Here is a 21,730-nt window from a genome sequence, read left to right on the forward strand (position 1 = left end):
TTGGTCTGATTTGAGGGATAATGTTAGAAAGAGCCAATAGAATATAGATATATTTATCTAAATATAAATTACTGCAATCGATCCTAACAACAACAAATAAAGTCTTTAAATATATACCGATAACAGGATGTAATCAGTATTGAATATTACATTTTCTATTGACATAATATTATTATTGACTTTCTTATAGTTAAACGAATTAAATCGATCGGACACTATATATAGTGATACGGATACATCAGAGTTACTTGCCTACAATTAATTAAATCAGATAAAGGGTTTATTTATGAATAAGGTGCTATTTTATTCAACATTGTTATTGCTTTTTTTATTAATGGCGTCTCAATCCTACGCTTTGGTTTATCTGAATCGAAGACTTATAGAATGTGAGCCGTTGACCTATGTCGTCGAACCTATTGAATTAATCGGCGAGGGAATGACAATCAGCCGGGATACTCACAACGAATACGGCGATTGCGTGGGCGATTCTCCCGGGCCGCCTTTTATTATTGAAATGCCGATCATGATCAGTAATGAATATAATGATGATGGTTCCGTCCTCAATTATGGCTCCTTTACCATTAACAACAGCTATATAAAAGCCGACGATGGTGATAAGAACCCCGATGAGGCTTTTGTTCTCGTTTTTCAAAGCGGGGGTTTAAGTGGAACAGTCGCGATTTCCAATGATGGCGGCCTATTGACGTGTAAAGGCAAAGCGGGCGATCCGATCATTTTTGGCGGGTGCTACCGCATTGCCTCAAGCTCGGATTACAGCGGTGAATTAGAAGATTATTCCAATACCTTTCTGCACTGCAATTTTACCGGACGTGATGACATTTGCACGGGCGGGACCACGGCGCTTGATTTCTTAGGCGGTAATACCACGTTTGAAAATTGTAATTTTAAATATTTTGACGGTGGAGAAAATTATTGTCTGTTTTATCAGGGAAACAAAGACCTGTCTATTAAAAATTGTCTCTTCAGCTCCAGCCATTTTTATAATAAGGCGCCGATAGAGATACTTGGAGTTCGAGCGCTTGAATTGGAAAGTATTCATTTTAATAGCATTGGTATCGTTGAACCATCCCTTAATCCCGGTTTAATCTATTGTCCGGCCAGCGCTATCATTAATAGAAGTATTAAAAATATATCCGCTTCAAATTGTCGCCTGCCATTTTTGCGATTTGGACACCTGTATGTCTATGATTCGGCCTATATCCAGTCAGATATTCCGATTTTAAATTCGGGGGGGACGAATATCGACAGCGGCGGAGTTCTTGTAATTGATAAGGGGACTGTCTTTCAAATGTATGACAATACAATTAGTGGAACCATAAAATGCGATTACGGTCGCCTGATTGTTGATAGCGCCGTTCTAACCGGTATTAATGATCGCGATTATGGTTATCAGATGAGTAACTCCGGTTATAAGTATCCGACATGGTATGGCATCTATGCGTCTGACAGCGGCTCGGTGAATATCAAAAACAGCCGACTTCGTCTGGCCCAAAAACCGATTAACATTGAAGGCCCGCTTTTCATTGATAGTTGTATATTTGAAAATAATGTAGGGTATGCGATAAATATTGTGGCACAAAACGGTCGAGAGCAGATAATCCAGAATTCATATATCAGTGGATGTGATTATGGCAACGGTATTACTTATCAAATAAGCCGTGAAGATGAAACCCCGCAAAGATTCACCGTGAGCAATATGGATATTGTCAACTGCTCTGGTTTGGGTCTTAATATTGATGACAATATGTACCATCCTAAACCGATAGATATTTTTATTGAAAATTGTAAATTCGGTTCGGCCCCCGTGACTATCGAATTAATGCCGCTTCTCGATACCCTGTCTATCAAAGGATGTTATATTGCCGCCAGCAGTGGAGCCGCGTTAGCATTGGGCGATAAAAACGGCGACAGTAGTACCATACTTTTGGAAAGTAATATTTTTGCCGGGGGAGGAGAATCGGTGAATCAGATCTTCGTGCATGTCCGGACCGGCAAGATGGATTTTATCAATAACAGCATTCTCTTTTGTAAGGGGTTCGGCCTATATAATTCTTCTACGGTAGATTATACGGAGAAGGTTTATAATAATCTGTTTGCCCATAACGGCAATAGTGGCTACAAGCAAGTATCGGACAATGGCGATCAGCTGGTTGCCTATAATAATTTCTATGATAACGATATTGATGGAGACGAGGATGTCTATCTGCCAACCCCGACCGGGACGATTTATACCTTTGAAGAATTAATCGGTCTTGGCGGCATTGCGGCCACCAATAAAAATTATGATCCGGTCTTTATCCCGGCCGATACCGGTGTTATTAGTTTTATCAACTATGACAGTATTAAGGCTATTTCCGCCCTGTCAGTACAGAATTTCAATCTTAAAGGTCGTTCCTATAAGGACCGTCTGATAAGGCCGAATATCTACGATACGGTTTGGTATTTTATACTGGATAATACCGATGATACCCTTTATGTGGCCGGACAGGTTCGTGATGTTGCCACTTCATTCGATACTTTTCTCGTTGTCGACCCGCACCTGTCGTTCACCTCGCCGTTGGTAGATTCCGGTTATAATGATATTGTTACCTCCGCATATGATTTTGAAAGAGACGAGCGGATTATCGATGCCGATGAGAACGGAACCGCTTCGGTCGATATCGGGGGCGATGAATATAAAGCCGGAACGGTCGGCGGCAACGGAGCGATAATCGTTTTTGCTCCGCGCGAGGACAGTCTCTTTCGCCCCGGCGAGACGGTCGATATCACCTGGCTGGCTCAGGAAGTCGATTATGTTCATATCATGTATGCACTTGATTATAACGGCTATGTCTCCTCCGACTGGCACGAAATCGAGTTGATGTTCGATCCCGATTCGGGACATTGCCAGTGGGAGGTCCCGGATACTATTTCATACCGATGTCGAATACTGGTCCAGGATGCCGCCCATAGCGATATCTTTGGAGAGAGTGGGGTCTTCCATATCAAACCAAGGGTATTGACCAGAGTCCTGCCCGATAGTACCTATGAACGATTTCGGATAACAGAGGATAACTGGCAATTTGCCAATACTATTGCCAATATGTGGCCGTTTAGCTGGTACACTCAGTTTGATTACACAGTCCTTGATGTTTATACCGGAGAGAATTTCCCGGCCTATTTTATTCATCCTCCCATTGATGCCTATTCCTCCGATTTTCCAAACTGGGGTCTGTTTGTCGGTACTTTCGGAACCGACCAATGCTATATGTATATTGACGGCAAATATTTATATCGTCAACGTGCCCTGGAATACTGGATGAATATAAAGGGTAGCTGGGGCGGGTCCTGCTACGGTCTCTCCAACAGCGCCATGATGGCTTTCGGCGATTCGGCCGTCTTTAAAAATCAATATCCCGCTGTTGGTGCCTTTACCGATCTTTATCCGGTCACGATGAATGATGACCGACGAGTGACCATAAACCGATTCATGGTTTCTCAATTCGGAAAGGAACGCATTACTCATGCCACAACGGCTCAATCGACACCTCTGCCGACTTTGATCCGACAACTTTCGGATATCTTGGGCAATAATAAATCACTCGGCGACCTCAATACTTTGACCATTTGTGATCTGGATCATCCTGACCAGAATCGTCGCGGTTGCCATAATGTGGTGCCATACAAGCTCGAAAAACATATTTCGGACCCGGACAAATTCTGGATTTATGTCTATGACTGCAATATCCCGACCGATTCAACCACCAGGATTCTGGCCGATACCGCCTTGAATTTCTGGACCTATGATTCCCTCAATTGGGACAGCTACATGAAAATCTGGGTCGAACAACCCCTTAGTTCCTTTTTAAACAGACCGACCATTCCGGGGATAGAGGGAGGCGATAAAAATAAGGCCTCGACAGATTTTTATTTATTTTATTCTCAAGCCGATTCGCTTCGTTTGGAATCGCCGGATTTGGGGCACTATTATACTCTCGCCGATTCGGTTGACGATTCCCTGATAAACGGAATGCCCTTGATTTTCAATGATAAATTGGGCGCTCCGCCTTATGGCTTTTATTTGCCTAACGGCGAATGGGACTGCCGATTAACCGGGGCCCAGGGAGGGTTGGCACGAATATCGTTAATGTCGGATAAAGGTTTTATGACTTATTACCGTTTGGGTATTGCCCTTGACGAGTCCGAACGGATTGTCTATCCCGGCGATGATTCAACCTTGTGGATAATGAACGGGACCGACATCGAACGGACCTTTGGCGTCAGGATGTGCTATTATGAGGATGGGGGTGAGTATCTGATGCAGTGCCAAGATATTGAAACTTCAGCCAATGATTCCTCCTGTTTCAAATTTATTCACCAGTTTGGTTTTTTGATTGAAAATCATGGCAGTGCATCTGATTATATTCTAAAACTGAATAAACTGGATACCCTGTATAACCTTGAATTTGTTGACTCCACAGCACATATTGACGGCCATACGGCTCATTATATTTATCCGGAATGGAGCAAAGATTATATTAATGAAATTAAAATATATATAGATACCGATATCGATGGCTCTATTGACGATTCCCTGATTGTCAGCAATGATATTCTTCTGGATGTCAATGATGATTCGGGCGGGCTGCTTCCTGCGACCTTTAATATCAGCCAGAATTATCCAAATCCGTTTAATCCGCAGACGAATATTGAGTATTCTCTTCCCACTCGTTCTCAGGTCAATATTGATATTTATAATATTCTGGGCCAAAAGGTACGGACGCTGGTGGATAAAAGCCAGCCGGCCGGAGAATACCGGATTATCTGGGACAGTAATGATGATAGTGGCATAAAAGTCTCAACCGGAATTTATTTCTATCGTTTCCAGGCCGGAGAATATGTAGAGACAAAAAAGATGCTATTGATAAAATAGGGATACGAGTATAAATACGGATATAGTTGATTGGGGGGTATTATATCAGTTTTAATCATGTATCTGGAATTTGGCAAAAATCTGTCCACTGAGGTCGATACTTCCATAACGCTTCCGACCGGGATTAGAAAATCCGGCATCTGAAGGAATTCCCGCCAAAAAAGAAACTCCCGAAGTCGTTCAACTTCAGGAGCTTAAATTTGGTAGCGGGGGGAGGATTTGAACCTCCGACCTTCGGGTTATGAGCCCGACGAGCTACCAGACTGCTCCACCCCGCGATCAGATTTTGCAATATATATGTTTTAATTCGTTTGTCAAGAGCGTGGAAAAATAAAAGCCATTTTCGCCGAATTATCGGCCGGCCAGAATCTTGCCTATTTCAAAAGAAGCCTTTTTCCGGTTTCGATATAATCTCCGGCACAAAAACGGCAGAAATAAAAACCAGACAAAGCAGCCTCCTCCCTCTCATCACAACCATCCCAAGTCACTCAGTATTCCCCGGCCCACGGGATTTCATCGGCAAGCGTCCTTATTTTCTGTCCGAGGATATTAAATATCCCGACTGAAATACGAATCATGAAGGCGGCGTTGTAATTGATATTGTCAGGCGGGTAAATCGATTGGCAACATGATATCCATAAAATAAATCAAACCCGGATAAAATAGGGACATATCCAGTCCCGTGAAATCCTTGTAACCTGTTGCTATTTATACAGAATACTATAATATTTGCTTTTGTGGAGAATTACATGGTATATTTTTTCTCCTTGCTTCCGGATGCCAAAAGGTATATAATGAGGTGAGAGAAATCGGCAAATTGGGGGGGTGCATATTTAATCTTTGGATTTTCATCAATCATCTGAAACAATATAAATTTGAGGAGGAGAGGGGATGATAAAGTATTTGGCGGAGTTAATCGGTACTTTTGCATTGGTGGGTTTTGGATGCGCGAGTGCCGTTATCGCCGGACCACATATTGGATTCCAGGGAATCGCCCTTGCCTTCGGTCTGGCCGTTATGGTTATGGTTTATAGTATCGGGTCTATTTCCGGCTGTCACATTAACCCGGCTATCACGATCTCCATGCTGGTAGCTCGAAAGATAAGCGGAAAAGACACTATTGGCTATATAGTCGCCCAATTACTGGGAGCCGTTATCGCCGCGGCCGTACTCTATCTTATTGCCTCCGGTAAACCGGGTTATGATATCGCCACGGTCGGATTGGGACAAAACGGATATGGTTTGCACTCACCCGACCATTATTCATTACTCTCATGCTTCATTGCCGAAGTTGTTCTAACTTTTATGTTTCTTTTTGTCATCTTCGGATCCACTCATGTCAGCGCTCCCAAGGGATTCGCCGGACTGTCGATAGGTCTATCATTGACATTGATTCATCTGGTCGGCATCCCCATCACCGGAACATCAGTTAACCCCGCCCGCAGTTTCGGACCGGCGGTTTTTGTCGGCGGTGAGGCTCTTTCGCAGTTATGGCTCTTTATTGTGGCACCTATTTTGGGCGGCATCCTCGCCGCGCTCGTCTGGCAAGGTATTTTTAATAAACATAAACAACCTCAACAGGCTAATTAATCTCGGAGGAAAACGATTATGAAAAAGTCTGCAGTTTTGATTCTTCTGGTAATACTGATGGCCTCGACCATGGCATTTACTGAAGAATTGAAGGGCCGCACCGTGATCGGGATTCGTGCACCCTTTATGCTTCCGATTCTGGAAGGGAATAATTTCTCCCTGAACGGCTCGGAATATCAACCATTTATGAGAGGATGGGACTTTACTTTTGAGGCCAAAAAAGGAATCAGCGATCATTTCATGATCGGATTGACGGCCGGTTATACGTCCGCCTATGATGACACCTCTAAATTCGATGACCGGGGCGATGTCGCCAGTAAAGAAGACAATGCCTCGGCCAAATTGACCGGTATCCTGTTTGGAGTCAATGCGGAGTACTATTACCTCAAAGATTTTGTCTTTCAGCCGTATTTGCTGGCCGGGCTGGGGATCGATTTCTGGAAAGTCAAGGACCTGGCAAGCGATGACTCGCACGGAACCACCGATATGGGAATTAAAATCGGAACCGGCCTTTTGATCCCGATTAAAGACAATATCTCCATTGACCTTCAGGCCAAGCTCACATTTGAGCAAATCAATCTCTCCAGCTCCGTCCCGGATGGATTTTATGGTCCGGGCGACTGGTCCGAATTCTCGGATCGACCGTTTCGCGGCTATTTCGAACCATCAATCGGCCTCCAGATCGCCTTCGGCGGAACCAGGGATTCCGATAAAGATGGGGTAAATGATAATAAAGACAATTGTCCCGGCACCCCTCTCGGCGCCAAAGTCGACAAAAACGGATGTCCGATCGATACCGATGGCGATGGTGTCTATGATGGTCTTGATCAATGCCCCGATACACCCAAAGGAGCCAAAGTCAATGCTGCTGGATGTCCGCTTGATTCGGATAATGATGGTGTGTACGACGGGATCGACCGTTGTCCCGGTACCGCGAAGGGTTTGAGAGTCGATGAATTCGGTTGCCCTTTCGATTCGGACAATGATGGCGTCCACGACGGTCTGGATAAATGTCTCGATACGCCCAAGGGGGTTAAAGTCGATGCACAGGGATGCCCCATGGATTCCGATAGGGATGGTGTGTATGATGGAATCGATGTCTGCCCCGGGACTCCCATTGGGGTCACTGTCGATGCCGCCGGGTGTCCGCTGGTGAAGAAAATGGAAATTGCGGAAAAGATTACTCTCCATATTAATTATGCCAGCAATTCGGCCGAGCCGGATGATATCTCGAAAAAGCAACTGGATAGCATTGCCTATCGAATCATGGCTTACCCGGATACTAAAGTGGAGATTCGGGGATTTACCGACAACCAGGGCGCAGAAGCCTATAACCTGGAACTATCCCGGAAACGGGCCGAGGGTGTTATGGCCTATTTGGAATCCAAAGGCGTCAAGGCCGATCAAATGACCGCCAAAGGATTCGGCGAGGATCCGAAGTATTTCGCGGCCGACAATAGCACTTCCGATGGAAGGCGGCAAAATCGACGGGTGGAAATTGAATCGGTGAAATAGACAAGTTTCCGTTTTCTTGACGATTTAATCGCCCGGCAGGTGCATACCTGATGATGACTATGGGAACGGTCCCGCGGCCGTTCCCTTTTCTATTCTGCACCGGCGCAGATCATTCCTGATAGAGGTATTACGGGCGTTACATTTTGGGCAGGGTTCCGCCTGTAAGGAAACTGATAATCATGTAAATCATTCCACCTATCACGCCTCCTATATTTCCCAGCAGATGCACCCCGACAGCCGGCAGAAGACTTCCGGTGATCGAACGTTGTTGGGCCGCCAGGAGACCAAGCGAGAAGGTGAACAAAAGGGTGATGACGATAGTGATTGGATCGGCGCCTGTCTTAATCAAAACCAGATGCAGGCAGGCAAAAAACAAGGCACTCAATAGAGCCGCCAAATCCACCCGGAAGAACATCAGGCGGATCTTGATATCGGCGGCTTTTTCCAGATGACCCTGCAGAAAACCGCGGGTAAAGATTTCCTCGATGAGGCTGGATAAGATCCAGACAAAAAGCACGATCTGAGGGAAACTCAACCGCTTGGCCAGAGGATTTCCTCCGGCGCCGGAAAGCAGTATTGCGCCGGTGGCCAGGGCGCCAATAGCCAGTGCCGCCAGACCGATTCCGAGCCAGTGGAGAAAGCTGTCGGCTCCGAAAGTCCCGGTTTTCGGCATACGGAATCCGTACTCCGAAAATTTTCCTTTTCCCATGATGATAATCGCCAGAAGGGACAATACCAGTTCCAGGGATTGGGTTGTGACCAGCGAAGGAATCCCGGACGGCATAAAATATTTCGGCAATAGAATAGCCGCGACGGCGATAACCGTCCCGACCAGGAGGGTGATAATTATTCGAGTCGGGTTGATCGATGTCATAATGATCTTTCATCACCAAATTACCGGATTTATGAAACCGATACAATAAAAATATTCGGGATTCAGGGATGGAATTAAAGGAGGCCGCCCCGGGCAATTGCCTGATAATCAGAAAGAATATCCGGCGGAGATGCGGAAGGTTTCATCAAGTTCGGAGTTGTGCAGATAGGCCAGGTCGATTTTTATACGCCGGATATCAATTCCGATTCCGCCGGTGAAATTACCGATATCGAAACCGGCCCGCCCGAACAACATTTCGCGGTACGACAGCTCGGCCCCCCAGTGGGTGTCGAGCGAAATTTCGCCCATCCAGAACTGAGCCGCCTCATGGATGCCCTCAAACTTGATATCACCGCTGAAAGCCAGCCGCCCGGTAAAATCGCGGTAGCTGTGAGTCAGAAGAAGACCCGGTTTGACAGTCGGCAGGATCGATTCGGTGTTGCCGCCTGAATAGCGGATGAATCCTGAGGTCAGATCGGTTACCATCAGTCCGATTCGAGCGTACTTTTTGATCTGGTATAATCCTCCGATATCGACAGTCAATCCATAACCGGTGACAGTCCCCAGATCGCGGTAAATAATGCGGGCAGTGAGACCGACCTCAAATTTGTCTATGATTCTTCCGGCCAGAGAACCGGCCAGAAGATAATCGCCGTGGGATTCCTCGCGGACCACGTAGGGCCGCTGAGTGGCCGGGTTGAAATCGGTGATTTTGATTCCGCCGCCACCCAGGTAATAAAAATAAAAGCCATAGGCCCGAACCCGCCCGGGAGCGCCGGGATTATTGTAGGTGTAGGCGATAAAATCATGATTTAAGAGAGAACCGAAAGTCTCGGCATGCATGGCGATAATATTCCGTCCGTCAACCAGGTTAAGTCCGGCCGGATTCCAGTAACCGGCCGAGGCATCGAACGGGCCGGCCACAGCGGCGCCGCCCATCGCCAGCGCCCGCGCGCTGACACCGAGCGAGAATGTTTCACCGGCATACTTGGCACTCCGCACGGAAGTAACGGCAAGGAGAAGTGATATGAAGGCTATTAATATTGATCGCATGTTACAATATATTATCGGCCGGCTCCTCAGGCAACAGCAACTATTCTTTTAACAAAAAAACTAAAGATAAAGATTCCTATTGGCCTGTCGAATCAATAAAAAAGGCGGGATTCATCCCGCCCTTATAAACCAAAAATAATTTTCTACTTGTGGCCGGTACATTCGGCCTTGACGGCCGGATTACAGATTTTGGTCTCACCGGTTACCCGGGCTTTGAATCCGGCACCTTCGATCACCGAGGCAATCTTGGCGGCATCGGCCTTTTTCGGATCAAAGCAAACTACCGCTTTACCCTCGGAGGCGGAAATCGACTGGACTTTGATGACTCCCTCCATAGCGGTCACGGCTTTGCTGATCGCGGCCTCGCTTTCGGCATCTTTCATGCCTTCGATAGTCAGAGTCACATCGGCGCACTGGACATTCTCTTCGACCTTTTTGTCGGTCTCGGCCTTAATCATCGAGGGACAGGCGGGCGTTCCAGCCATCTTGCAGTCGGCCGGGGTCTTGCCGGAAGGGCAACCCGGTCCGGCCAAAGATAAGGAGGTCGAAACGATAACCAGTAGAAAACCCAGTGAGGCGAGTACGAGAATTTTTTTCACAAATCACTCCTTTAACAGTTAGTTGATTAAATCTGATATAAAAAAATACCCTTTTTGTCGTGTTTGTCAAGTTCTTTATATCGGTTATATACTTAGGGGGGGGCGTCGGGTGCCGGGAAAAATCTCAATATTTAAAAAATAAAGGCGGGCTGAACACCCGCCTTAGGATGGGACTATAGGGCTGCTGTTAATGCTAACTGCTATGAGAGGTTGCTTTACTTACATTTTTTCGGTTTTTTGATTGGCGTCGGTCTTATCGATCGGTGCGATCGAAGCCGTCATTAAGGAAGCCTCATAGCCGAGATTTTTAACAGCCTTGACCAGATCCTCGGCTTTGACCTTCTCGGAGTCGTATTTAACAATGGCGGCCCCGGACTGATAGCTTACTTTAACAACTTCATTGACACCGCCAGTATTCATCAGGGCGGTTTTAACCTGGTTTTCACATCCGCTACAGGTCATTCCCTCGACCGCAAACGTCACCATGGTGTTGTGCGGATCGGTGCTAGCCATTGCGGCCAAACCGATTTCCGTGTTTTCAACGGCGGCGGTTTTGATCCCTTTGGCGCCGCAGACGGCCTTATCGCAGTTGCCGAAACAGGATGGGGCTTTGTCGCAGGCCAGGGTGGCGTTGGTGCCTGAACTGCTGCTCATCTTGACGCCGCTGTCCTTTCCGCCACCGCAGGCAAAAGAGGTAGTCGGTGAACCGATCATAGTCAAACCCAGAAAAATCGCTGTGCTGAAAAACAATGCTTTTCTCATGACCTGTTTCCTCCGTTGTGTAACATTATGTTATAATTAGGCTTACTTGTTTCATTCAATTTTATCGGACTCTCTGCTGTCTAATCAGGACTTATTATCTCCTCTTTTTTGAGTTAAACAGCCCGGCTGTCCGGAAAGTTCCCGAAATTATAATTTTTATGATTTTTTGATAAAACCCCGAATACTGAAACATAAAAGATGGGGAATTTCTGTATCAAATCCCTGATTTATTACTCTATACAGTACAGAGGGGGGTTCGTTAACCGGGGGAATATCTCGAAAGCGATTTTGAGCTATTCCCCATAATTTATCCCCGGAAATGGTTAATTTTTATAAAAAAGAAAGACGAACCATGAATGTCCGCCTTTTTAAAATGTTTGCTCTTAACTGATCAACCTACTTTTTGATGGGCTTTATCCTCTTCACTCACCGAACTGCTCTCATTGAGTTTTTTTTTCAAATGATAATCAACTGCGGCCGCAATGAAATCACGGAAAAGTGGATGGGCTTTGGTCGGACGCGATTTCAATTCCGGGTGGAATTGCACTCCCACAAACCAGGGATGCTTTTTAACCTCAATTATTTCCACCAACCGTCCATCGGGAGAAAGCCCGATCAGTTCCAGGTCGGTATTCTCGAACAGGCTCCGGTAGGCATTATTGAACTCGTAGCGGTGCCGGTGTCGTTCGGAGATTTCCTCGGTTCCATAAGCCTCGTAGGATTTCGAATTTTTATTGAGGATGGCCCGGTAGGCCCCGAGTCTCATGGTTCCTCCGAGATTGGCCACACCCTGCTGATCGGCCATCAAATGAATCACCGGGTCTTTCAGGTCGGCATAAAATTCATAGCTGTGGGCACCCTCGAGTCCACAGACATTGCGGGCGTACTCGATCACGGCGCACTGCATACCGAGACAAATTCCCAGGAAGGGGATATTATTTTCACGGACATGACGAATCGATTCGATTTTCCCTTCGACACCTCGCTCACCGAAACCGCCGGGGATCAGGAGTCCATCGACATCGGAGAGAAACTGGTCGGCGCCTTTTTGCTTGATATCCTCCGATGAAACCCAGACCAGATCGACCCGCGCATCATTGGCCTGACCGGCATGAATGAACGATTCGATAATCGACTTGTAGGCGTCTTTAAGATAAACATATTTTCCGCAGATGGCGATTTTGACATTGTGCGAAGGGTGTTTGATTTTCGAGACCATCTCTTCCCAGTCGGTCAGGTCCGGGTCCCCGTTGGTCAGATGGAGGTGTTCGCAGACAGCCCGATCGAATCCCTCGCTGTGAAACCGGATCGGGATTTCATAAATCGTTTCGGCATCGATGGCCGTGATAACGTGTTTCGGCGGGACATTACAGAACAGACCGATTTTCTTACGGATCGAATCATCGAGTTCTTTGGCTGTCCGGCAAACCAGGATTTTCGGTTGAATTCCGATTTCACGGAGGGCCTTGACCGAATGCTGGGTCGGTTTCGTTTTCACCTCGCCGGCGGTGGGAATATAGGGTACCAGGGTCAGGTGGATGAAAATGGTATCTTCCGGTTCGCTTTCGAGGGCCATCTGTCGGATGGCCTCCAGAAACGGAAGTGATTCGATATCCCCGACGGTGCCGCCGATCTCGACGATGACCACATCGGTTTCGGGATTTTTCTTGGCCGGGCGCTTGATCGATTCCTTGATTTCCTCGGTAATATGGGGAATCACCTGGACGGTTGCGCCAAGGTAATCTCCCCGCCGCTCGCGGCTGATGACGGTATGGTAAACCTGGCCGGTGGTGACATTGTTGTCCTTGGTCATATTCTTGTCGAGAAAACGCTCGTAATGCCCCAGGTCCAGGTCGGTTTCCGATCCATCATCGAGGACAAACACCTCCCCGTGCTGAAACGGATTCATGGTTCCCGGATCGACGTTTATGTACGGGTCGCATTTGATAATATCAACATTGAAGCCCCGCTTTTTCAGAAGGAGACCGAGTGATGCTGAGGTTATCCCTTTACCCAGGGCGGATACCACCCCGCCGGTGATAAAGATGTACTTGGTCTTTTTCTCAGGCACGTTACTCTCCGCTTATTTAAATGAATTACGAAAAATACCTCTCAACTCCCTTTAAGTCTTCAGGTGTGTCTATCGAATATAATTTGTTTTTTATTTTAAAAATCTTAATCTTTTCGCGATTTTCGAGTATCCTGAGCTGTTCTAATGATTCCGCCTTTTCCATCGGGGTTTGTTTCCAGGCGGTAAACCGTTTCAAACCGGTCTTTCTAAAAAAATATACTCCAATATGATAGTAATATTTGAAATGTTTCAGACGGCTGCCTTTGACGCCCTGAAGAAACGGCAGAGGATACCGGGAGAACCAGAGAGCATAATCATCAGGATCCATAATCATCTTAACCCGGTTAGGATCATAAAGACACTCATCGCTTTCGACCGCCCGTGCGAGGGTGGCGAAATTCATTCTTTTATCAGCCAGCATGGCTTTTAGGACTCGATCGTAAACGGCCGCTTTGACGCCAAGAACATCGGCCTGGATGTTCAAAAATATTTCTCCCCCGGTTTTACCGGCCATCTCGGCGGTCCGGTCGGACCCGGTCCGGTGGGATCGGGAGGTCATGAACGCTTCTCCGCCGAATCCTTGAACCGCTTTGGCTATCAACGTGGTATCGGTGGCCACTACCACCCGGTCGATCAACCGGGCCCGCGAGGCCTCCCGGTAAAGGTGCTCAATCAGAGGTTTTCCGGCTATCGGGGCCAGCGGTTTGCCGGGAAAACGTCTTGACCCCAGACGGGCGGGAATAACGGCTACTATCTGCGATTTCATATCAGTTAAAACCCCCGGTCATGACAAAATATTCCCCATCGGTCCCTGCCCAACCGGAATGACTGATATCATTGCAAATCCGTATCGTTTCCGGAGACAACTTTCCCATTTTTACGGGGACTGAATCCAGACCTGCCGGCCCGGACAGACGGCGAATTTCATCCTTTGAAACAGGCACAAGTGAAAATAGGCGCCGCGACCACGGCTGTCAAGTTTAAAAAAATTCCGGGGAATCGCTATTTATGGTTTCGGCCGGCCGGGTAAAGCTTCGGAATCCTGAACCGATAAAAATAATAGATGTATCAAATTGAAACAGGACTGAGGAATGGATACCATAATTTCAAGATTCCATGAATTCACTCCGGTCGTAGCACAACAACCGGATAACCAAATCCCGGATCATGAACGACTTTTCTCACTGGCGGTCGATATTTACATGGGTCGATCTCTATCGCCTGAAGATATAGACGCGATTGAAAGAACCACCCCGCCCAACAGTCTTTTTTTTCTTCTGGCGGGCAACAAATATATTCATCCGGAAGGCGTGCAACTGGTCAGTCCGGAATTCATCCGGCAGACTATCAGCAATGATCCGTCATGCCTGTTTTATCGCCAGATTGCGGCGGGGCATGGTCCGTCAGGATCAGACGGCCGGGTATGCGCCGCCCGCCTGGGCCGGGACCGATTCGGCGAAGAAATTTCAGCCGGAGTAATTATCAGGCAAAACTGGCGGCAACGGGATTATGACAGCGAGATTTTTTATCAGACGATCGGATTGCTGAGAAGATTCTACGATGAATTTAGTGCCTCCGGGGCGATTCAGAAATTTCTCGACGACAATTCTTCTTACCGCTACGCCATCCGGTCCGATTCACGGAAAATTATCAAGTCTTTGCCCCCGACCGAGGCCGACCGGCAGTCGGATATGGAACTGACTGTCGACCGATTGAATTCGCTGGTGCTTTCCGAACTTCCTAATCTTGGTATGATTCCCGATGATAAAATCATTCCCGATAACCGGATAAAAAATCTCGATATAAAAAATTGCACTATCCTCGATACCGCTTTCACCCTGATATCGGTTGCCATGAAAATTGCCCGAATGGAAACCCACGGCCCTCATGACACGTTGATTCAGGGATTCTCTCAAACCCTGAGCAACCGGCTGGAAATAATCGAAAGGGCGATCGGTAATTTGAACAATCGGCCGGGAATATCTTTCAATCAGGAAGACCTGGAATTGATGAATCGAATCCATGGGGCCGCCGAAGAAATCGGGCGGCTGGCCAGATGGATAGAACTTTATAACGGTGGAACGGTGGCGGGAATATCGGCGGTTGATTTTAATCAACTGATGTGCCGAAAGACTGCAGAATTTACCAAGATGAGGGCGCCGGGATGCCGGATCAAGATGGAATTGACCGATGACCCGCCCGGTATAAAAACCGATCCGGATCTGGTCAATCTGGCAATGAATGAAATCCTCGAGACCCTGCTTTCATTCGGGGCCGGGGAAGTCAATATCCAGTCAGAGGTTTCCGGTGAATCCATGGAAATTCATATCAACTGCCGTATCTGTCCCGAATTATTACCGAATCGAAGCGATCTTACGGGCGAAATCGAACAGACATTTGAAAAATCCGGTTCGGTCGGCGACCGTCCGGGCCTGTTAATCGCCGGGCGGGTGGTTGAAACGTACGGCGGGCGGCTGGTCATCAATCATGACAATGGTGAATTTCGGGCCTGCCTGACCCTGCCCGCATCATTTACAGGGAGTCATATATATACCAATGCATAGAGCCTCCGACAAATCCGCCCGCATCCTGCTAGTCGATAACGACGCCGATATAAGAATCTCGGTTGAGAAACTTTTGAGACAGAGTGATTATGAAGTTATCTCTGCCGGGCGGTGTCATGAGGCAATTAAAATCATAAACTCCGGGGGAATCGACCTGATCATCACCGATCTGCATCTGCCCGACGGAAGCGGTTTGGATATTATCACTCGCGCACGGGAGTACGGACGGGAAACGGCGGTGATTATCCAGACCAGACACGGCTCAATCGATGAGGCGCTGGAGACATTGAAAAAGGGAGCCTGTCATTACCTGACCAAGCCGGCGCATGATGAGGAACTGCTCCATTTAATCGAGAAGGCTCTGGAATACCGGGATATTCGTGAAGAGCTGTATTCTTTGCGGGAAGAAGTCGCCTGGAGGCACAGTTTTGACAGCCTGATCGGCGTATCCCGGGCAATGGAGCAAATTAAAATACTGGCGGCGCGGGTGGCGGCCACCGACCTGACGGTACTGATTACCGGGGAACCGGGAACGGGTCGGGAGTTGCTGGCCCGAACCATTCATTATCATTCCGCCCGCCGACGACGGGGCTTTGTCGCCATTGATGGAACCATTCTTTCCCAATATTTACCGGATTTAATCGGAATCAGCCGCACAACAGCCGATAAAGTAGTCCCCGAACCGGGTGATTTAATAAACAAAGCCCATGGCGGAACGCTTTTCATAGATGAAATCGGGGAGTTATCAATGGAATTCCAGAATAGCCTTATGGATATTCTCCGGACATCGAAAGAAGCGGACGGTTCACCCGGGCCAAATATCCGTCTTCTCGGTTCCACCGCCAGGGATCTCGGGGTTATGGTGCGAGAGGGTCAATTCCGCGAGGATCTTTATTACAGGATAAACACTCTGCCGATCAAGATTCCGCCTCTTCGGGAACGGCCCGAAGATATCCCCGTCCTGGTCGATCATTTTCTGAAATCAGCCGATGATGCCGGACGGGTGGCAATGACCCCGGAAGCCATGGGGAAAATTTTGCACTATGACTGGCCGGGGAATATCCGCGAGCTGGAAAACACCATCGGCCGGGCGATAGCACTCTGCCGAAACCGTCAGATCGAACCGGATGATATCATTTTCATCAATTCCCGGACAACCCCGGAAACCGCCCGGGCCGGTGAAAACCGGGTCTCCATCGCGGCCGGGACACTGGAGGACAGCCTTAAGGAACGGATCGAGGCGACTCTCAGCGCCAATAACTGGAACCTGACCCGGACAGCCGTACACCTTGGGATCGGCCGGACGACGCTCTGGCGAAAAATCAGAAAGTACAACATCAGGAAAAATAAAGAGGTTCCGGCGGGGTAATCGAACCGCCATTTAATGTTAAAAAGGGGCAGGCAGTGAACAAGAGCACAATATTATCCGGATCGAATGAAGCGACCCGTATCGTCGGGAAAAAACTGAGCGGGTCCGGTCATCGGCTGGCCCGGATATTTTCCCGATGTTTCAGTTCCGTTTTTAAAAACAGGAAAAATATTTACGACCTGTTTTTCTCTCTGACCAAAAAGCTGAATAAGTTCTTCTCCATATCGCATGCCATCCTGATAATCCATTCCGAACATGATGACCGCCTCAAGGTTATCGCCATGAAAGGGAAAAAACGCACTCACCTGGGCCTGGCTTTGACTCTCCCCCGACAGGATTCATTGCTGTACTCCATTTTCAGCCGCGGAATAATTTACACCCGCAATTTTCCCGTCGAGGTGGAATGTAATTTCGTGGAGAAAAAACTGCTTTTTCAGGAAAGCACCAATTCCATCGCCGTCTGCCCGATCACCTCCGATGGTTCGGTCCGGGGATTAATCTGTCTGGCATCTCCGATCCTGTATGCTTTTTCGATGTTCGAGGATGGAATTCTGGATGGTATCCTTGAGGAATTCGGTCTATCCCTCAGCCGGGAACTTGATCGCTATCTTATCTAAGTACTTTTATTCCCGCTTTTTCTGGCCTTCTTAATCCGATATTTGGCCCGATTGTGTTCATTGAGGGTGGTGGAAAAAACATGCCCGCCGCTGCCATCGGCCACGAAATAAAGGAAATCGGTTTGTTCGGGATTAAGGGCGGCGCGAATAGCGGCCAGGCCGGGGGAATTGATCGGTCCCGGCGGAAGACCTTTGTACTTATAAGTGTTATAAGGTGAATCATACTTCAGGTCGGCATAGTACAGCGGCCGATCCAGCCCACCCAGGGCGTAGATTACGGTCGGGTCGGCCTGCAGAAGCATTCCGATCCGCAGGCGATTGTGATAAACCGAGGAGATCTTCGTTTTTTCCTCATCCAGAACGGCCTCGGCCTCGATAATCGAGGCCAAAGTCGTTATCTGATTTTTCGAGGCGAGTTTTTCAGGTGGATTGTCGAAGAGCCCGGCGGTCTGACGATTGAACTCGGCCACCATGACCGCAATAATATCTTCCGGTTTGATGCCGTACCACAGCCGATAGGTTTCCGGAAACAGATACCCTTCAAGACCATCGGTACCGTATTTATCCCGGGTGTCGGCGGTATCAAAACAAAGTCCGACAAAGATGGCGGAATCTATCCCCAGGTTGCGACTCAGGATACCGGCGGTTTTATAAACGGTCAACCCTTCCGGAATGGTTACCATCACGGTGGCGATATCGCGATGTTTGAGTTTTTTCAGGACGGCGTATTGGGATATTTTCCCGGCGAAATCGTAGCGGCCCGGGGCGAGGACTTTATCCACGCCGGAGATCACGGCGGCGGTTTTGAAAATAAAGGTTCCTTTGATAATACCGTTATCCTGAAGTTGATTTAATACGTGGACAAAACTGTCGTGTTCTTCGATGGTGATCGAGCGCCTTTCGGCGCCGATGTCGTAGGGATAAAAGATCTCGAAGGCGGTAAATCCGGCGGCCAGGACAGCCAGGACCAGGACGAATCCGAGCAGGTTCTTTATCGATTTCAATGGTGCTCCGGTTGCTCCCACCAGAAAAACTCCTGTTTTAAAAATCAGAACCGGCAAAGCCAGGATAAAGAGGATAATCGTAACCAGCCAGTACAGAAAATATTCATGCAGTCCGGTTTTAACCTTTTTCCGGTCGGGGCTGTTCATCCAGAAATCTCTGCAAAATTATCGCCGCCGCCAGCCGGTCAACGCGCGCTTTATCCCGGCCGATTTTTTTATTATGCCGATGGATTATGTCCCCGGCCTCGGCCGATGAAAAACGCTCATCATAGCGATAAATCGGCCCGTGGTAATTTTTCTCCAGCCGGGTGACAAATTCATCGACCATCCGGCATCGCTCCCCCGATTGGCCTCCATCCGGGGAAAGGGGATAACCGACCACCACCCCGACTATTTCGAATTCGTTAATATCCGCGACAATCTCCTTGATGGCCTTCTTTATCGATTTAAACGTTATGGTTTTATACGCCGTGGCGATCAATCCGGTCGCATCGGACCGGGCCAGGCCGATCCGCCGTTCGCCGTAGTCGATCCCGAGATAGGGTCCATTTGTCATATCCCGAATCTACCCCGGCCGGGGACTCATGTCAAACAAATTACTCGGCGATTGAACCTTGCGGGCGGCGGATCGTTTATAAACTGATAATGGAGATTTGCGGCTCGGGTATCCTTGACTTGGGCTTTTAAAGAATATATATTGTTTTGCTTAATGCGAGAGTGGCGGAACTGGTAGACGCGCTGGATTTAGGATCCAGTCCTTTACCGGGTGGGGGTTCGAGTCCCCCCTTTCGCATAATACTTATCGACTGAAAGGAGAGTCTGAAATTGAAATCGGTTATTAAAGCAGCCGAAGGACTGGTCAGAGAGATTGAGATTGAGGTTCCGGCCGACGTGGTTGACGCCGCTTATTCCGAACTGTACGAAAAATACCGCAAAGAAGCCAGAATTAAGGGATTTCGGCCGGGTAAGGTACCGATGAATGTCATTAAATCCAAATTCAAGGATGCGGTTCACGATGAAGTCCTTCAGGACCTGGTCAGCAAAACCTATCGCCAAGCCGTCCAGGAGCAGGCTCTTCAGGTCGCCTCCCCCCCGGATTTCCCGGAAATGAATCTAAAGGAGGGGGAGCCGCTGAAATATACCGCCCGGGTGGAGGTCATGCCCGATATCGATAAAATCGATTATGAAGGGCTGGAACTGCCGAAAGAGGAAATCGAGGTTCGCGATGTCGAGGTCGATACGGTGGTCGAGCATTTGCGCAACAAAAAGGCGGAAATCAGGCCGGTGGACCGGCCAGCCGGGGCCGGGGATATCCTGGTGATCGATCTCAAGGCGCAGGAAGATTCCGATAACGTTCTCGAGGGTAAAGAATTCAAGGATATCGAGCTGGATTTATCGAGCGGGATGACGGTCGGGGAATTCAAGGAAGCGCTGGTCGGGATCAAAGCCGGTGAGGAAAAAGATGTGACGGTGGATTATCCCGAGGATTTCTCCAACAAGAATCTGGCCGGGAAAAAGCTGGTCTATCATTGTGTCATCAAGCAGGTGAAAGAGAAGATTCTCCCCCAGGCCAACGATGCCTTCGCCAAGGCCCAGGGCGGTGTTGAAACCATGCTCGAGATGCGGCTGAAAATCCGCGAGGATTTGAATAAACAGAAAGAACTGGATCACCGGAGCTGGGAAAAACAGGAATTGATGCGTCAGATTAATCTGAAGAACCAGATTCCGATTCCCGAAGCCATGATCGATCATTATCTCGATTCGATTATCGAAGACATGAAACAGAAAGAACAGGAATTCGACGAGGTTCTAATCCGCCAGCAGTACCGCCCCAATGCAATTGAATATCTTCGCTGGAATTTGATCATGAATCGCCTCGCGGAGCTTGAAAAGATTGAAGTTTTGCCTTCAGATACCGAAAATTGGATAAAAGGATTCGCCGCCGGATACCAGATGGAAATCGATCAGGCCAAGAAACTTCTGGCCCGAACGGGACGAATAGAAGAAATCCGGGACACCATAAAGGAAGACAAGGTGTGTGATTTTCTTTTGAGCAAAGCCAGCCATGTTGTGATGGACAACAAGGTGACGATCGGCGGCGAGCCGGAGCACGATGAAACCAAAGATACGGACGCCAAGGGAAGTCCAATCACGGAGGAAAAATAGATGACGTTAATACCGATGGTGGTCGAGCAGACCGGTCGCGGTGAACGGGCTTATGATATTTATTCCCGCCTGCTCAAAGATCGGATTATTTTTATCGGTTCGCCGATTGACGACAATATCGCCAACCTGGTTATCGCTCAGATGCTTTTTCTGGAAGCGGAAGATCCCGAGAAAGATATTTTCGTTTATATCAATTCCCCGGGTGGGTCGGTGACAGCCGGGATGGCGATTTACGACACCATGCAGTTTATCAAGCCCGATATCGCCACCACCTGTATGGGGCTGGCGGCCTCGATGGGGGCTTTTCTGCTGGCGGCCGGGACCAAAAACAAAAGAGCGGCTCTACCCAACTCGAGAATTATGATTCACCAGCCAATGGCCGGGACCCAGGGCCAGATTTCCGATATCGAAATCATGACCAGAGAATTTCTGAATACCAAGCAACGCTTGAATGAGCTTTTGGTGCACCATACCGGTCAACCGATCGAAAAAATAAAGAAGGATACCGACCGCAATTTCTTCATGTCCTCGGCCGAGGCAGTTGAGTACGGTCTGATCGATAAGATTTACGAGTTCAAACGCAAAGAAAAAAAATAAACAGGTTTGATCATTG

At 48.1% G+C, this 21,730-nt stretch carries 16 protein-coding genes and 2 tRNA genes; 9 read left to right on the forward strand and 9 right to left on the reverse strand.

Annotated features, from left to right (window positions below):
* Positions 1–286 precede the first annotated feature (286 nt).
* Positions 287–4,933, forward strand: a complete 4,647-nt coding sequence (locus JXQ28_13260; protein ID MBN2278701.1) for a T9SS type A sorting domain-containing protein — start codon at positions 287–289, stop codon at positions 4,931–4,933.
* A 201-nt stretch (positions 4,934–5,134) separates the two neighbouring features.
* On the opposite strand, the gene JXQ28_13265 is transcribed toward JXQ28_13260, so the two are convergent.
* Positions 5,135–5,211, reverse strand: a tRNA-Met gene (locus JXQ28_13265).
* 613 nt (positions 5,212–5,824) lie between these two features.
* On the opposite strand from JXQ28_13265, the gene aqpZ reads away from it, so the two are divergent.
* Together aqpZ and JXQ28_13275 are read left to right on the forward strand one after the other, a co-directional pair.
* Complete coding sequence (gene aqpZ / locus JXQ28_13270; protein ID MBN2278702.1) at positions 5,825–6,523, forward strand: aquaporin Z; 699 nt, start codon at positions 5,825–5,827, stop codon at positions 6,521–6,523.
* 18 nt (positions 6,524–6,541) lie between these two features.
* Entirely contained in the window at positions 6,542–8,038 is a 1,497-nt protein-coding gene (locus JXQ28_13275) for an OmpA family protein (GenBank protein MBN2278703.1), read from the forward strand.
* A gap of 136 nt (positions 8,039–8,174) precedes the next feature.
* Here the strand turns inward: JXQ28_13275 and JXQ28_13280 are convergent, their stop codons facing one another.
* The 6 genes from JXQ28_13280 to kdsB all read right to left on the reverse strand — a co-directional run bounded on the left by JXQ28_13280 (position 8,175) and on the right by kdsB (position 14,163).
* On the reverse strand, positions 8,175–8,912 hold the full coding sequence (locus JXQ28_13280) for a CPBP family intramembrane metalloprotease (protein ID MBN2278704.1): 738 nt from the start codon (positions 8,910–8,912) through the stop codon (positions 8,175–8,177).
* A 108-nt stretch (positions 8,913–9,020) separates the two neighbouring features.
* A complete protein-coding gene (locus JXQ28_13285; protein MBN2278705.1) occupies positions 9,021–9,965 on the reverse strand; it encodes a PorV/PorQ family protein in 945 nt (314 codons plus the stop codon).
* 143 nt (positions 9,966–10,108) lie between these two features.
* Positions 10,109–10,564, reverse strand: a complete 456-nt coding sequence (locus tag JXQ28_13290; GenBank protein MBN2278706.1) for a heavy-metal-associated domain-containing protein — start codon at positions 10,562–10,564, stop codon at positions 10,109–10,111.
* Positions 10,565–10,783: 219 nt separating this feature from the next.
* On the reverse strand, positions 10,784–11,326 hold the full coding sequence (locus tag JXQ28_13295; GenBank protein MBN2278707.1) for a cation transporter: 543 nt from the start codon (positions 11,324–11,326) through the stop codon (positions 10,784–10,786).
* A 391-nt stretch (positions 11,327–11,717) separates the two neighbouring features.
* Positions 11,718–13,397, reverse strand: coding sequence for a CTP synthase (locus JXQ28_13300; protein MBN2278708.1), 1,680 nt, complete (start codon positions 13,395–13,397; stop codon positions 11,718–11,720).
* Between the two features lie 25 nt (positions 13,398–13,422).
* Positions 13,423–14,163 carry a 3-deoxy-manno-octulosonate cytidylyltransferase gene (kdsB, locus tag JXQ28_13305; protein ID MBN2278709.1) on the reverse strand — a complete coding sequence of 247 codons (741 nt, stop codon included), beginning with the start codon at positions 14,161–14,163 and terminating at the stop codon, positions 13,423–13,425.
* A 325-nt stretch (positions 14,164–14,488) separates the two neighbouring features.
* Here kdsB and JXQ28_13310 point away from each other — a divergent pair, with 325 nt between their 5' ends.
* Genes JXQ28_13310 through JXQ28_13320 form a run of 3 tightly spaced genes read left to right on the forward strand, consistent with a single transcriptional unit; the run spans position 14,489 to position 17,947 of the window.
* Positions 14,489–15,961: a hypothetical protein gene (locus JXQ28_13310; GenBank protein MBN2278710.1), complete on the forward strand. Its 1,473-nt coding sequence runs from the start codon at positions 14,489–14,491 to the stop codon at positions 15,959–15,961.
* Complete coding sequence (locus JXQ28_13315) at positions 15,954–17,330, forward strand: sigma-54-dependent Fis family transcriptional regulator (protein MBN2278711.1); 1,377 nt, start codon at positions 15,954–15,956, stop codon at positions 17,328–17,330. Before JXQ28_13310 ends, JXQ28_13315 begins: the two co-directional genes overlap by 8 nt.
* 35 nt (positions 17,331–17,365) lie before the next feature.
* On the forward strand, positions 17,366–17,947 hold the full coding sequence (locus tag JXQ28_13320) for a hypothetical protein (protein MBN2278712.1): 582 nt from the start codon (positions 17,366–17,368) through the stop codon (positions 17,945–17,947).
* Here the strand turns inward: JXQ28_13320 and mltG are convergent.
* Together mltG and ruvX are read right to left on the reverse strand one after the other, a co-directional pair.
* On the reverse strand, positions 17,944–19,098 hold the full coding sequence (gene mltG / locus JXQ28_13325) for an endolytic transglycosylase MltG (GenBank protein MBN2278713.1): 1,155 nt from the start codon (positions 19,096–19,098) through the stop codon (positions 17,944–17,946). The two genes, JXQ28_13320 and mltG, sit on opposite strands and share 4 nt — an antisense overlap.
* Positions 19,070–19,507: a Holliday junction resolvase RuvX gene (gene ruvX, locus JXQ28_13330; protein ID MBN2278714.1), complete on the reverse strand. Its 438-nt coding sequence runs from the start codon at positions 19,505–19,507 to the stop codon at positions 19,070–19,072. The genes mltG and ruvX overlap by 29 nt, the downstream gene beginning before the upstream one ends.
* A gap of 155 nt (positions 19,508–19,662) precedes the next feature.
* Here ruvX and JXQ28_13335 point away from each other — a divergent pair.
* The 3 genes from JXQ28_13335 (at position 19,663) to clpP (ending at position 21,714) form a co-directional block, all read left to right on the forward strand.
* Positions 19,663–19,744, forward strand: a tRNA-Leu gene (locus tag JXQ28_13335).
* 32 nt (positions 19,745–19,776) lie between these two features.
* On the forward strand, positions 19,777–21,117 hold the full coding sequence (gene tig / locus JXQ28_13340) for a trigger factor (protein MBN2278715.1): 1,341 nt from the start codon (positions 19,777–19,779) through the stop codon (positions 21,115–21,117).
* A complete protein-coding gene (clpP, locus tag JXQ28_13345) occupies positions 21,118–21,714 on the forward strand; it encodes an ATP-dependent Clp endopeptidase proteolytic subunit ClpP (GenBank protein MBN2278716.1) in 597 nt (198 codons plus the stop codon). It abuts the gene before it with no gap.
* Positions 21,715–21,730: the final 16 nt, after the last annotated feature.

It is taken from the genome of Candidatus Zixiibacteriota bacterium (assembly GCA_016933955.1).
Lineage (GTDB): Bacteria > Zixibacteria > MSB-5A5 > GN15 > PGXB01 > JAFGTT01.